Raw genomic sequence first — 15,151 nt, forward strand, 5'->3', positions numbered from 1 at the left:
AAGAAACCAAGCGAGGCACAATCTTTGAGCTTGGTTTCTTAAAATACATTTCAAAATGACCTATCGGTTTATCTAACAGGTAATTTAACTCCATTAAACATAGCTTGCACTGCTACATTGTTTTCACAAAGACTAATTTTATCTATAGTTTGTCTATTTAAATGTGGAGAAAATTGACTAATAAAATCATACATATAATTACGCAAGAACAGAGATCGTGCGAAGACGATATAAGTTGTACTGTAAGGGAATATATGGCCGGCATTTAGCACCACAAATTCACAATCTGAACTTTCATCAACCGCCATTTTAGCCACAATGCCAACACCAACACCTAATTTGACATAGGTTTTAATCAAATCAGCATCAGTAGTGCTAAATACAATATTTGGGACTTGATTAGCTTTAATAAATGCCTGATTAAGATCGGAACCATCATTAGAAAAATCATAACTAACTAATGGATATTTAGATAGCTCATCAATTGTAATTAAACTGCTTTTAGCTAAAGGGTGATCTTTCATGACAATGACAGCTTGGTTCCAATGATAACAAGGTAATGCAATCATATCATCACTAAGATCTGATAAATCGGTCACGATAGCAAAATCAGCTTGTCCAGTTTGTACTTGCATCAGGCATTGAGGAGATGACCCTTGTTCCATATGGAGAGTGATACTCGGGTACTGTTGCATAAATTGTTGGATAACAATAGGTAAAGTATAACGAGCTTGAGTATAAGTGGTTGTTATCGTTAATGAGCCTTGATTTGGTTGACTAAACTCTTTAGCTAAAATTTTAATATCTTGTGCTTTATTTAAAATTTCACGGGCTAAAGCTATAATCTGCTCGCCAACTGGTGTAACTTCTGAAAGATGTTTACCTACACGGGTAAAGATTTGTACATTTAGCTCATCTTCCAATAATTTAATCTGCTTACTTATTCCAGGTTGAGAGGTATAAAGTTTTTCAGAAGTAAGCGATACATTGAGATCATTATTAACAACCTCAACAATATAACGCAGCTGTTGCAACTTCATGACAAAGGCTCCTTTAACTATATACCTTTCCCTTTTCTCAAAAAAAACTTGAGGAAAGGGGTTTTTTAAGGTAATTCCCTTCACACCTTACCACATAAACGGCTTTTTATATTAAACAGCTACTGAACCTGAGCTATTCTTTATAAAATGATTAAGTGTTATTACCTATTTTTTACTATTAACCCATTTACCATGAACATATTGCATGACCCAACCAGTAGATTTGCCGTTAACTTCAGAAGTAACATACTGTTCTTTATTCTTTCGGCTATAACGAACAATACTTGGATTACCATTTGGATCATGGCTTGGTGCTTCAGTTAAATAAATAAATTTTTCTGGTAAACGATATTTAAAGCGTTGTAACTCTTCAACTAATGGTGCACGAGTTTCCCGTGATTTTGGGAAATTATGCGCTGCTAAAAATATACCTGATGCACCATCTCTAAGGACAAAATGTGCATCTGATTTAGTACATTGTAATTCAGGCAAATCAACTGGATCTTCTTTAGGAGGAGCCACATCACCATTTTTCAAGATTTTACGTGTATTTTTACAATCTTGATTAGTACAGCCCATATAGAGTCCAAAACGACCTGATTTAAGGTGCATTTCTGATCCACATTTTTCACATTCGATAATGGGCCCATCATAACTTTTTACTTTAAATGTACCCTTTTCAACCAAAGAACCATCACAAATAGGATTATTACCACAAATATGCAGCTTACGCTCATTATCAAGCAGATAGCTATCCATAGCGGTATGACATTTAGGGCAACGTTTAAGTGCTCTTAAAGCGTTGGTTTCAGCTGTTTCAGCTTCTTCCAAAATGTTTAAGGTTTCATGTTCTGGAATTAAGTTAATTGTCTGCTTACAACGCTCTTTTGGCGGTAATGCATAACCAGAACAAGCTAAAAACACGCCGGTTCCTGCAGTTTTAATCCCCATTTCACGACCACAATTAGGACATTTAATTTCTGGTGTTAAAACTAAAGGATTTAATTGCATTCCACCATGATCTGGATCTTGTTCAGCGATTTCAAGATGCTGGCTAAAATCTTCAAAAAATTGATCTAAAACTTCGCGCCATTCTTGTTTTTTATTAGCGATCTCATCAAGTGCATGTTCCATACGAGCGGTAAAATCATAACTCATAAGATCATTAAAATTTTCACTTAATCTATCGGTAACAATTTCACCAATTTTTTCTGCGTAAAAACGACGATTATCTAATCGTACATATCCACGATCTTGAATAGTTGAAATGATCGTTGCATAAGTAGAAGGACGACCAATTTCTCGTTTTTCCAACTCTTTTACTAAAGAAGCTTCATTGTAACGAGCAGGTGGTTTAGTAAAGTGTTGATCGGGATTTAAGCTAAGTAACTCTAAAATATCTTTGACAGATACAGCAGGTAACATTTTATCTTCATTGTTTTTACTCAACTGAGATTGTACTTTTGTCCAACCATCAAAACGTAAAGTACGACCTTTTGCTTTTAAAGTAAAATCCCCAGCTTTAACAGTAACAGTAATTGAGTTATATTCAGCTGATGTCATTTGACAAGCAACAAATTGACGCCATATTAGTTGATACAACTTAACAGCATCAACTTCAACATCACTCAGACTTGTAGCTTGTATATTAACATCAGAAGGACGAATAGCTTCGTGCGCTTCTTGTGAGTTTTTCTTACTGGTATAAACATTCGGTGATTTTGGTAGATATTTATCACCATAATTTTCACCAATATAATCTCGGACCATCGTTAATGCGTCTTGACTCAAATTTGTAGAGTCGGTACGCATATAAGTAATATAACCCGCTTCGTATAAACGCTGCGCTAACATCATTGTCTTTTTCACCCCGAAGCCAAGGCGAGTACTTGCAGCTTGTTGTAAAGTCGACGTAATAAATGGCGCAGTTGGATTGCTTTTAGTTGGCTTTTCTTCAATATTGGTTACTTGATATTGTTTATTATTTAGCTCTGCTAAAGCAATATCAATAGCAACCCGATCTTTCGGTTCAAACGCATCATCTTTATAATGCGTAACTTGCATAGTTAGTTTTTCTTGATTAGCTGTTTTTAAGTCAGCATAGAGCTCCCAATACTCTTCAGGAATAAAGGCATGGATTTCACGTTCACGTTCAACAACTAATCGTACCGCAACGGATTGGACTCGACCAGCTGACAAACCTCTTGCTACTTTTTTCCAAAGTAATGGCGACACCATAAAACCAACTACGCGGTCCATAAATCGGCGTGCCTGCTGAGCATTAACACGATCCATATCAAGCATAGCAGGATGCTTAAACGCATTTTGAATCGCAGTTTTAGTGATTTCATTAAATACAACACGTCGATATTTACCATCATCACCACCAATAACATCTTTTAGATGCCACGCGATGGCTTCCCCTTCTCTATCCAAGTCGGTTGCGAGATAAATCATATCAGCATCTTTGGCTAATTTTTTAAGCTCATCAACTACCCGCTCTTTACCGGGTAAAATTTCATAATGAGCCTTCCAACCATTATAAGGATCGACACTCATACGATCGACTAAGATCTGCTTTTCAGATCGTTTTACTTTCTTCTCGGCTTTATCTTTACTGGTTTTTTCATTGCGGTGGCTACTACCACTAACTGGAAGATCTCGAATATGCCCTACGCTTGATTTAACCACGAAATCTTTGCCAAGATATTTATTAATTGTTTTTGCTTTTGCTGGTGATTCCACAATAACAAGGGATTTTCCCATAATTAAACCTATTTATCCTGTAGTTTAAGTTATTTACTGTCTAAATTAACATCAAGTAATGACAGTAAATCATCTTTAATTGTCGACACTTTACTTGCATACTGCTCTTTTTGCTCTGCATCTTCAATTAATTGTGTAATTGTTTGTGACAACGTACATCCCCGGCGTTTAGCTAAATTAGCTAATCTTTGCCAGACTAGAAATTCTAAATCAATAGACTTTTTACGTGTATTTTGCTGCTCGGCATTAAAATGTCGTTTTCGTCGCGCCCGAATGGTTTGCTTCATGCGGTTATCTAAATCGGGATTTAAATGCTGCTTAATCCAATCAACGACGGCTGTCGGTTTATGTTCTAATAACAATAGTTCATTTACGGCTTGTTGAGCTGCACTCTTTTCAACATAACGAGTGATAGGCTCCCCTTCTAAATGTCTTTTTACTAAATAGTGCCACTTCCAACCGCATTCAAGGTTTTCTAATTGTTGATATTTCATGAGCTCACCTTGTGACGCTGTAACTAAATATGTTAGTTGTAGCATAATCTTGACACACAATAAAGAAAATTATTGCATTTGACAAATTTTTTATAAATCTGCTATCGTTCGCCTATCATTTTGAACTTCTACTTAAGGAATTACAAATAATGGCAAAAGCCGATGTTATTTATATTAATGGTTACATTTACACTGCTGACGAGCATGATACCGTTTGTGAAGCGCTTGCAATTAAAAATGGCTATATTGTTGCAACTGGTACCACACAAGAGATAAATAACTCCCAATATGTTGATAATTGTACAATAATTCATGATCTACTAGGTAAAACAATGATGCCTGGCATAATTGATGCTCATCTACATACTTTTTGGGGCGGTATGCAATTATCATCATGTAATTTAAATTATCAAAGTTTAACTGTTGATACTACCTTAGCCATTATTCAAGAATATTTAGATAATGATTCCGCAGACAATAGTGAAAATTGGTTACAAGTTCGTGGCTGGTTACGCCAAGAAGTGTTACCAATCGGAACCGACATTACCCGCTTTGATCTTGATAAACTTAATACCTCGCGCCCTGTAATTCTGTTTTCAAATGATTGTCATACGCTTGTTGCAAATAGCATTGCTTTAGAAAAATTTGGACTTGACCGTAATACGCCAGAGCCTTCTGATGGAAAAATTGGACGCACTGAAGATGGCGAATTAAACGGTATATTAGAAGATGCCCCTGCTATGCGCGCATTTGACAGCATCTCTAAAATTACCGATGAACAAGCAGTAAACATAGCTAAATTATCACAAACTGAATTAAATAAGCAAGGTGTAACGTCAGTTATGGATGCACGCATCACTGAAACACAAGCCGATGCATTTCTAAAATTACAACAACAAGATCAGCTCTCAATACGTTTATTTGGTGCACGTGAATTACCACCGGATGATGTCGGTTCTATTGAAGATATTCCTGCTGTTATTGATCGCGTTAAACAATTTGCTAAGCGTTATGATGATAAAAACTGGCAACCTAAACCAGGTATAAAAGTATCGCATACCAAATTATTTGTTGATGGAGTGATGCAAGCACCATTAATGACAGCTCGCTTACTAAAACCTTATCAATTAGAAAATGAAAAAGATCGCCTCGGTGATCTATATTACTCAACAGAGATGTTAGATGCATTGATACTGGAATCATCTAAAGCTGGATTTCATCCTCACATGCATACTGTTGGCGAAGGAGCAATTGAAGTTGTTCTTAACTCGATTGAAAAAATGCGAAAAGCACTACCAGATGCGGATATTCGTCCTAGTACTGCTCATAATGAACTCAGTGCAATGCATCAATTTGCTCGTTATAAACAATTGAAAACCAGTGTAGTATTTTCATTCCAATGGGCTGGCTGTAGCTTAGCAATGGTAGAACAATACGAAACCTTATTTGGTGCCGAACGCTATAATGGTTTAGAAGCCCACGGTCAGTATATAGATGCTGGAGTCACCTGTGCGTTTGGTAGCGATTGGCCAATTGATCCACTTAATGAATGGTATGATTTCCAAATCGCTATGACCAGACAAATTGACGCACAGCACCCTCGTTTAAATAGTGACCGCAATTTAACAGCAACCGAAGTCCTACGCTGTGCAACAATTGGCGCCGCTTATGTGTTAAAACAAGATGATTATATAGGCTCTATCGAAAAAGGAAAATTTGCAGATTTAATTATTTTAGATCGTAATCCATTTACCATTCCAGCAACGGATATTCAAAATGTCAAAGTATTAACGACGATGGTTGGAGGGAAAACAGTTTATCAACACTCCTAATAATCGTTAAAAAATTTATTACCCCGCCTATTAGTCGGGGTAATTTTTCAATGATTAATCAGCATCAACAATAACATCGCCTTCCACTGCTGGTTTTCGAGAAAAATGTAAAATCGCAGCAATAATAAATGCTCCGATAAACATATCAATGACATACCATAATGCACCTTTGGTTACACCACCTAACGCAACTAAACCACCAAATGCAACTAATGAATCAATACCATTAATCATGCCTAGCATTCCCGCAACCGCTGTACCAACAACGATCGCAATAATAACGCGTTTTGGATCTTTAGCCGCAAATGGAATCGCCCCTTCTGTAATACCAGCTAGGGATAAAAAGAACGCAGTAATACCAAACTCTTTTTCTTCCTTAGTATATTTAGAGCGAGACACAATCAAAGAAGAAATAGCCAATCCTAAAGGAGGAATTGCACAGCACATACGAAATACACCATTAGGACCGTAAACACCTTCTGCCATAGCTGCTAATGTAAAGGCTGTAGCTGCTTTACTACATGGTCCGCCCATATCTAGCGCTGCAAGAACACCAATACCTATACCTAAAAATGCTGCGTTAACTTCAGACATGCCTTTTAAAGTTTCGACCATCGCTTTTACAAACCAATCTAGCGGATATGACAAGCCATAAATATAAATAGGAGCCATAACTAATAAGGTCACAGTTGGAATAATCATAACAGGCATAACAGAGGCAATAACTGGATGGACTTTAACTGTTTTAAACCATTTTACAAAATAACCAATTAAAACACCGAAAATCATAGCACCAATAAAGCCTGTACTTACATGATTAGCACCAATTGGATTATTTACTACATATCCCATAATAAATGCTGGAGCTAAGGCGGCATTACCACCAATCGAATAAGCCATATATGCCGCAAGCACAGGTACCATCATTGCAAAGCCATAAAACGCAACTTGCTGTAAATCGGCAAAGAATTGATTACTTGGTAAAATAGTGTCACCAGTTACATGACCCGTCATTAACACTATTGAAAAAAGAATACCTGAAGCAATAATAACTGGTAAAAATTTACTGATACCGGTGTTTAATGACCTAAATATTTCTTTTCCAATACTCTCCTTAACTTCTTTTTTTGATGATAGTGCTTCAGCATTGTTAAAAATATTAACCGTGTTTTTAACCGCTTCACCGGTGCTGACCTTAATCACATTTTTGAAAGGTTCTAACCTTTCAGCATTATCAATAGAAATATCTGTTGCTAACAAAATTACATCAGCACTTTTTAAATCTTGTTCTGTTAATACATTATCAATCCCTGCTGCGCCTTGTGTTTCGACCTTACAATCCCATCCTCGTTTTTTAGCTTCATTTTCAATTTTTTGTTTAGCAATATAAGTATGAGCCATACCCGCTGTACAGGCACATATGGCCACAATTTTTTTATTTTTTAGCGATTCTTTACTCATATAAACCTCGAATTAATTTTGCTACAGTTTGAATATCACTATTTAACAGTTCTTCAATAAAATCATCATCAGCCAAATTAGATGCCAATTTAGCAATTATTGTCAAATGCTCTTTATCCGCATTTTCTGGAGCGCCAATCATTACTACTAACTTAACTTTATTTTCATTATTCCAAATTATTCCTGGATTATACTTACCTACCACAATAAATGGTGTTTTCACTGCGCCACTTTTAGCATGAGGCAAAGCAATATCTGTTAGTACATCTGTATCCATTTCTTCTTCATGATTCATAACATCTTGGAAAAATTTTGTGACATTGTTTAAATACTCGTTACTGTTTTCTGCCATTAATTTGATCACTAATGATTTATCTTGAGCAAGATTATCAGTTAGTTCGACGGGAATAACCGGAATTAAAGCCATAAATAAGTCCTCTTGATAATTATTCAGTATAAAAAGTTTATTAAAATAAAAATATACAAAACAAATATATAACGTTCATTTTTTATTGACACTTAATTTTTTGATTAAATAATTTGATCTTGCTCACAAATATGAAATATTTAAAATTTATTGATGATTAAAGTAATCATTACTTTCAAAAATACATACTTATTAAGATACGGCCTTAATAATGATTTTACTTAATAATAAAATGATCTTTTTCATTGTTTAGCATGAAAATTATGTGGCTGTTTTGTCATACAGGTATTATTAGAAATTAAAATAGAAGATTTAAGAAGAAACAAAAAAAGGATAAAAGTATATTTGCAATATTATATTTTGACTATTTACCTTTATATAAATATTTTGATAAGTTTATAGATCCTTCTATAGATAAATACAATTTTATTTTAATATTTTTTTGATTGAGGATACTCATAACGTAAATGAAACTATGAGTATCCTTAATTTGGCTCTTTGATTCTGAGCCTAGCCAAAAAGTTGATATTTGGTTTCTAAATTGATGGCTAGCGCAAAAAAGACCGATTTATTGATGATACTTTTTATCTTATTTCACTTTGACCACTAAGCAGTCCAAATAAACAATTGAATAAAAATTATCAAGTAGAGAATTCTGCCACTCTATCACATGCTCTTTTACTCATTCCGTCAGTTTAAAAATCATCACTGGCGAGATATCAACACCATATATCTCCTTATATAGAAATAATGTTTATTTCATTCCTTTATGAAGGATATAGCAACTTTCTTTAAATTTTAGCTCACAAGCTTGTTCAAAATACTTTTTTAGCTAAATCACTATTTTTTTCAATTCTATCACTTTTGTAATACATAACACCTAAATTATGCATTGCTTGAGTGTCACCATTATCTGCTGCTTTTGTGTACCAATATAATGCTTTTTTTTTATCAACTTTGACGCCCTCACCTTCGTCATACATGCGTGATAAACCATATTGCGCAATAGAACCCCCTTGTTCCGCTGCCTGAGTAAGCCAATATAGCGTTTTTTCAGTATTTTCTTCGACGCCGTCGCCGTTCTAATACATAAATGCTAAATTAAACTGAGCATCTTTATCTCCCTGCTCAGCCTCAGTGTTACAAGCAATAAAAGCTTTATCAAAAGCTTTTTGTTCGAAATAGGTAGCGCAATTATTAGCGTAAGCCGTGGTCGATAATAATGCTGTTAATACAACATATACCAATATAGCGCTTTTTCTTTATTTCCTTCATGATCAAGCATCCAGGTTAAACCACTGTGCTCCGCATAAACAAACCCTTGTTTAGTAGCTTTAGTGTACCAATAGAGCACTTTTTTTCTATTTTTATCGAAATCGAACGACCGCCCTAATTCATATTGAGCAACAATAAATCCTTGCTCTGCTGCTTTAGTGAGCCATTTTTCACGTTCAAACCTTCTGGATAAATCATATTGTGCTTGAACAGATCCGGCTTCCGCTGCTTGAGTGAGCCAATAGAGTGCTTTTTCTTTGTTTTCCTCGACTCCCTCACCTTCTTCATACATGCGTGATAAACCATATTGCGCAATAGAAACCCCTTGTTCCGCTGCCTGAGTAAGCCAATATAGTGCTTTTTCAGTATTTTCTTCGACACCGTAACCGTTGTAATACATAAATGCTAAATTAAACTGAGCATCTTTATCTCCCTGCTCAGCCTCAGTGTTACAAGCAATAAAAGCTTTATCAAAAGCTTTTTGTTCAAAATAGGTAACGCAATTATTAGCGTAAGCTGTCGTCGATAATAATGCTGTTAATACAACAAATAGTACTTTTTTCATTAGTTTTCCTTAAATTCCTAAAATATAATAATTTTTTTTATTTTGCCTGCTGGCAAGAAAAGAACAAAAATACGCTTACTATCTATTACTTGTTAACAATGTACTTTTAAATCGCTTATCGGTATATGCAGTTGATAAAATGACTAACACGCCAACCCAATATCTTGAGCCGTATTAAAATGTCACTGTTAAGCTAATTTATATCAAAAAAGTGATTGTGTTAACAGAATAAATAACATTTTGAGTCTATATAAAAAAAGAACTGCCTTAATATATGAGGCAGTTCTTTTAACATGTTTCTAATTTGCATGACTTATGAATAATGTTTATTTGATTCCTTTGTGAAGGATATCGCAACTTTCTTTAAATTTTAACTCACAAGCTTGTTCAAAATACTTTTTAGCTAACTCGCTATTTTTTTCAATACCATCACCTTTATAATACATAACGCCCAAATCATGCATTGCTTCAGTGTTACCATTATCTACAGATTTTTTATACCAAAATAGTGCTTTTTCTTTATCGACTTCGATCTCGTATCCTTTGTCATACATATGTGCTAAACGATATTGTGTTTGACTAAGCTCTTTTTTCATTGCGTTACTGAGCCAATATACCGTTTTATCTTTATTAACTTCGAGACCGTCACCTTTGTCATACATTTCTGCTAAATGATATTGCGCTTGAGCAATTCCATATTCTGGTACATCGCTTTTTCTAGGTAACCTCTTACGTAGTTCTGCTATAACATCGTCACTTTCATTATTCAAAACTGCTAAATAATACTGCGCCTCAACAAATCCTTTTTTTACTGCTTTCGTGTACCAATATACTGCTTTCTCTTTATTGACCTCAACACTGTCTCCTTTATCATATCTCTTTGCTAACTCGAATTGCGCCCAACCATCCCCTTGTTCCGCAGCTTTTGTATACCAATACACCGCTTTTTCTTGATTGACTTCGACACCGAGCCCATAGTTATAAATGTTTGCTAATCCAATTTGTGCAGAAATAAGCCCCTGTTGCTCAGCTTTAGTATACCAATATAGCGATTTTTCTTTATTACCATGTTGCCCTAAATCATATTGCGCAACAACAAATCCTTGCTCTGCTGCTTTAGTGAGCCATTTTTCACGTTCAAACCTATTGGATAAATCATATTGCGCTTGAACAGATCCGGCTTCCGCTGCTTGAGTGAGCCAATAGAGTGCTTTTTCTTTGTTTTCCTCGACTCCCTCACCTTCTTCATACATGCGTGATAAACCATATTGCGCAACAGAAACCCCTTGTTTCGCTGCCTGAGTAAGCCAATTTAGTGCTTTTTCTGTATTTTCTTCGACGCCGTCGCCGTTGTAATACATAAATGCTAAATTAAACTGAGCATCTTTATCTCCCTGCTCAGCCTCAGTGTTACAAGCAATTAACGCTTGAGCAAAGTCTTTTTGTTCAAAATAGGTCGCACAATTATTAGCGTAAGCCGTCGTCGATAATAATGCTGTTAATACAACAAATTGTACTTTCTTCATTAGTTTTCCTTAATTTCCTTAAATATAATAATTTTTTTATTTTGTCTGCTGGCAAAAATAGAACAAAAATACGCTTACTATCTATTACTCGTTAACAATGTACTTTTAAATGACTTATGGGATATGGAGTTGATAAAATGGTTAACACGCCAACCAAATATCTTTAGCCGTTTTAAAAAGTCACTGTTAAGCTAATTTATATCAAAAAAGTGATTGTGTTAACAGAAGAAATAACATTTTGAGTCTATATAAAAAAAGAACTGCCTTAATATGTGAGGCAGTTCTTTTAACATGTTTCTAATTTGCATGACTTATGAATAATGTTTATTTGATTCCTTTGTGAAGGATATCGCAACTTTCTTTAAATTTTAGCTCACAAGCTTGTTCAAAATACTTTTTAGCTAACTCGCTATTTTTTTCAATACCATCACCTTTATAATACATAACGCCTAAATTATGCATTGCTTTAGTGTTACCATTATCTACAGATTTTTTATACCAAAATAGTGCTTTTTCTTTATCGACTTCGATCTCTTCACCTTTGTCATACATATGTGCTAAACGATATTGTGTTTGACTTAGCTTTTTTTTCATTGCGTTACTGAGCCAATATACCGTTTTATCTTTATTAACTTCGAGACCGTCACCTTTGTCATACAGTTCTGCTAAATGATATTGCGCTTGAGCAATTCCATATTCTGGTACATCGTTTTTTCTAGGTAACCTCTTACGTAGTTCTGCTATAACATCGTCACTTTCATTATTCAAAACTGCTAAATAATACTGCGCCTCAACAAATCCTTTTTTTACTGCTTTCGTGTACCAATATATTGCTTTTTCTTTATTGACTTCAACACCCTCACCTTTGTCATATCTCTTTGCTAACTCGAATTGCGCCCAACCATCCCCTTGTTCCGCAGCTTTTGTATACCAATATACCGCTTTTTCTCTATTTCCTTCACGATCATACATATAAGCTAAACCATAATACGCTTTAACAAGCCCTTGTTCAGCCGCTTTAGTATACCAATATAGCGCTTTTTCTCTATTTATATCGAAATTGAACCGCCCTAATTCATATTGCGCAAGAACAAATCCTTGCTCTGCTGCTTTAGTGAGCCATTTTTCACGTTCAAACCTTCTGGATAAATCATATTGCGCTTGAACAGATCCAGCTTCCGCTGCTTGAGTGAGCCAATAGAGTGCTTCTTTATCGACTTCGACTCCCTCACCTTCTTCATACATGCGTGATAAACCATATTGCGCAACAGAAACCCCTTGTTCCGCTGCCTGAGTAAGCCAATTTAGTGCTTTTTCTGTATTTTTTTCGACGCCGTCGCCGTTGTAATACATAAATGCTAAATTAAACTGAGCATCTTTATCTCCCTGCTCAGCCTCAGTGTTACAAGCAATAAAAGCTTTATCAAAAGCTTTTTGTTCGAAATAGGTAGCGCAATTATTAGCGTAAGCCGTCGTCGATAATAATGCTGTTAATACAACAAATTGTACTTTTTTCATTAGTTTTCCTTAATTTCCTTAAATATAATAATTTTTTTATTTTGTCTGCTGGCAAAAATAGAACAAAAATACGCTTACTATCTATTACTCGTTAATAGTGTACTTTTAAATGACTTATGGGATATGGAGTTGATAAAATGGTTAACACGCCAACCCAATATCTTTAGCCGTTTTAAAAAGTCACTGTTAAGCTAATTTATATCAAAAAAGTGATTGTGTTAACAGAATAAATGATATTTTGAGGCTGTATAAAAAAAGAACTGCCTTAATATGTGAGGCAGTTCTTTTAACATGTTTCTAATTTGCATGACTTATGAATAATGTTTATTTGATTCCTTTGTGAAGGATATCGCAACTTTCTTTAAATTTTAGCTCACAAGCTTGTTCAAAATACTTTTTAGCTAACTCGCTATTTTTTTCAATACCATCACCTTTATAATACATAACGCCTAACTGATGTATTGCTTGAGTGTTACCATTATCTGCTGCTTTTTTATACCAATATAGTGCTTTTTCTTTATCGGATTCGATACCGTCACCTTGGTCATACATACGTGCTAACTCATATTGCGCAGCAGTATGCTCTTCTTGCGCATCACCATCCCATAGTTCAGCGACTTTTGTGTACCAATATAATGCTTTCCTTTTATCAACTTTGACCCCATCACCTTCAGCATATATACTTGCCAAAGAATATTGCGCCCCAACAAACCCTTCTTCCTCTCCTTGAGCTTGAGAAAACCAATATGACGCTTTTTCCTGATTGACTTCGACACCATCTCCTTGGTCATACATATATGCTAACTCTAATTGCGCAGAAATATCCCCTTCTTCAGCTGCTTTTGTGTACCAATATAATGCTTTACTTTTATTAGGTTTGACCCTATTGCCTTCGGCATACATATGTGCCAAATCAGATTGCGCTTCAACAACCCCATATTCTTGTCTTTCTCCTTGAGCTTTAGCTCGAGAGTACCAATATCGTGCTTTTTCTTTATTGACTTCGATACCCTCACCTTGGTCATACCTATATGCTAACTCTAATTGCGCAGAAATATACTTTCCTTCCGCTAATTTGGTATACCAATATAGCGCTTTTTCTTTATTGATTACGCCATCTATACCTTGGTCATACATAAGAGCTAACTCATATTCTCCATCTGCAAGTCCTTCTTCCACTTCTTCAACTTTAGAGTACCAATATGCTGCTTTTTCTTTATTGATTTCGACACCCTTACCTTGGTCATACATATATGCTAACTCAAATTGCGCAAATTCATACCCCAGTTCCGCTGCTTGAGTGTACAAATAGAGGGCTTTTTCTTTATCGACTTCGACACCATCTCCTATTTCATACATACGTGCTAAATGATATTGCGCCTCACTAAGCCCATGTTCCATTGCTTTAGTAAACCAATAGAGGGCTTTTTCTTTATTTTTTTCGACACCGTCACCTCTATAATAAAGAAGCGCTAAATCATTTTCCGCCTTATCAAACCCATGTTCTGCTGCTTGAGTGAGCCAATATAGCGATTTTTCTTTATTGACTTCAATACCGTTATCGTCAACATACATAAGTGCTAACTGATATTGCGCCTCAAGAAATCCTTGTTCCGCTGCTTTTGTGAACCAATAGAGTGCTTTATCTTTATCAATGCCGACACCATACCCATTGTTATACGTCTGTGCTAAATCATATTGCGCCTTAACATGGCCTTGTTCCCCTGCTTCTGCGTACCAATAGAGTGCTTTTTCTTTATTGTCGGCACCTATACGTTCGTCATATATAAGTGCTAAATTATACTGAGCTTCCCTATCTCCTTGATCAGCCTCAGTGTTACAAGCAATAAAAGCTTTATCAAAAGCTTTTTGTTCGAAATAGGTAGCGCAATTATTAGCGTAAGCCGTCGTCGATAATAATGTTGTTAATACAACAAATTGTACTTTTTTCATTAGTTTTCCTTAATTTCCTTAAATATAATAATTTTTTTATTTTGTCTGCTGGCAAAAATAGAACAAAATACGCTTACTATCTATTACTCGTTAACAATGTACTTTTAAATCGTTTATCGGTATATGGAGTTAATAAAATGTTATCATATCAACCAAATATCTTGGGCCTAATTAAAAAGTCACTGTTAAATCAATGTATATCAAAAAAGATTGGGATAACAGAATCAATGACATTTTGAGTCTGTATAAAAAATTGTCTTAATATATAAGACATTTTTAGCATATATATTTTCA

General features: G+C 35.1%; 12 protein-coding genes and 1 pseudogene. 1 reads left to right on the top strand and 12 read right to left on the bottom strand.

Features of this window, described 5'->3' with window-relative positions:
- Window positions 1–68 precede the first annotated feature (68 nt).
- From cysB to matP, 3 genes are all read right to left on the bottom strand, one after another.
- The gene (gene cysB / locus J3U00_RS06960) at window positions 69–1,040 is read right to left on the bottom strand and encodes an HTH-type transcriptional regulator CysB (RefSeq protein WP_267331994.1); all 972 of its coding nucleotides are present in this window, start codon (window positions 1,038–1,040) and stop codon (window positions 69–71) included.
- Window positions 1,041–1,205: 165 nt separating this feature from the next.
- Window positions 1,206–3,806 (bottom strand): type I DNA topoisomerase, encoded by a 2,601-nt coding sequence (gene topA, locus J3U00_RS06965; protein WP_267331995.1) that lies wholly within the window; start codon window positions 3,804–3,806, stop codon window positions 1,206–1,208.
- Between the two features lie 29 nt (window positions 3,807–3,835).
- Window positions 3,836–4,300 (bottom strand): macrodomain Ter protein MatP, encoded by a 465-nt coding sequence (matP, locus tag J3U00_RS06970; RefSeq protein ID WP_065563479.1) that lies wholly within the window; start codon window positions 4,298–4,300, stop codon window positions 3,836–3,838.
- Between the two features lie 149 nt (window positions 4,301–4,449).
- Here matP and J3U00_RS06975 point away from each other — a divergent pair, with 149 nt between their 5' ends.
- Window positions 4,450–6,132 (top strand): amidohydrolase, encoded by a 1,683-nt coding sequence (locus J3U00_RS06975; RefSeq protein ID WP_267331996.1) that lies wholly within the window; start codon window positions 4,450–4,452, stop codon window positions 6,130–6,132.
- A 54-nt stretch (window positions 6,133–6,186) separates the two neighbouring features.
- Here J3U00_RS06975 and J3U00_RS06980 read toward each other — a convergent pair whose 3' ends face one another.
- The 9 genes and pseudogenes from J3U00_RS06980 to J3U00_RS07015 all read right to left on the bottom strand — a co-directional run bounded on the left by J3U00_RS06980 (window position 6,187) and on the right by J3U00_RS07015 (window position 14,857).
- Window positions 6,187–7,593, bottom strand: coding sequence for a PTS fructose transporter subunit IIC (locus J3U00_RS06980; RefSeq protein ID WP_065563481.1), 1,407 nt, complete (start codon window positions 7,591–7,593; stop codon window positions 6,187–6,189).
- The gene (locus J3U00_RS06985; protein ID WP_267331997.1) at window positions 7,586–8,020 is read right to left on the bottom strand and encodes a PTS sugar transporter subunit IIA; all 435 of its coding nucleotides are present in this window, start codon (window positions 8,018–8,020) and stop codon (window positions 7,586–7,588) included. The genes J3U00_RS06980 and J3U00_RS06985 overlap by 8 nt, the downstream gene beginning before the upstream one ends.
- Before the next feature lie 815 nt (window positions 8,021–8,835).
- Window positions 8,836–9,027 carry a tetratricopeptide repeat protein gene (locus tag J3U00_RS06990; RefSeq protein ID WP_416379897.1) on the bottom strand — a complete coding sequence of 64 codons (192 nt, stop codon included), beginning with the start codon at window positions 9,025–9,027 and terminating at the stop codon, window positions 8,836–8,838.
- 12 nt (window positions 9,028–9,039) lie between these two features.
- A pseudogene (locus J3U00_RS11675) lies at window positions 9,040–9,096 on the bottom strand (hypothetical protein); the annotation flags it as partial.
- Window positions 9,097–9,102: 6 nt separating this feature from the next.
- Window positions 9,103–9,267 carry a hypothetical protein gene (locus tag J3U00_RS06995; protein WP_176701545.1) on the bottom strand — a complete coding sequence of 55 codons (165 nt, stop codon included), beginning with the start codon at window positions 9,265–9,267 and terminating at the stop codon, window positions 9,103–9,105.
- Window positions 9,249–9,860: a tetratricopeptide repeat protein gene (locus J3U00_RS07000; protein WP_065563485.1), complete on the bottom strand. Its 612-nt coding sequence runs from the start codon at window positions 9,858–9,860 to the stop codon at window positions 9,249–9,251. Before J3U00_RS07000 ends, J3U00_RS06995 begins: the two co-directional genes overlap by 19 nt.
- 326 nt (window positions 9,861–10,186) lie before the next feature.
- Entirely contained in the window at window positions 10,187–11,386 is a 1,200-nt protein-coding gene (locus J3U00_RS07005; protein ID WP_267331999.1) for a tetratricopeptide repeat protein, read from the bottom strand.
- Between the two features lie 324 nt (window positions 11,387–11,710).
- Window positions 11,711–12,904, bottom strand: a complete 1,194-nt coding sequence (locus tag J3U00_RS07010) for a tetratricopeptide repeat protein (RefSeq protein WP_267332000.1) — start codon at window positions 12,902–12,904, stop codon at window positions 11,711–11,713.
- A 324-nt stretch (window positions 12,905–13,228) separates the two neighbouring features.
- Window positions 13,229–14,857, bottom strand: a complete 1,629-nt coding sequence (locus J3U00_RS07015) for a tetratricopeptide repeat protein (protein WP_267332001.1) — start codon at window positions 14,855–14,857, stop codon at window positions 13,229–13,231.
- Window positions 14,858–15,151: the final 294 nt, after the last annotated feature.

It is taken from the genome of Gilliamella sp. B3127 (assembly GCF_026536935.1).
GTDB lineage: Bacteria > Pseudomonadota > Gammaproteobacteria > Enterobacterales > Orbaceae > Gilliamella > Gilliamella apicola_E.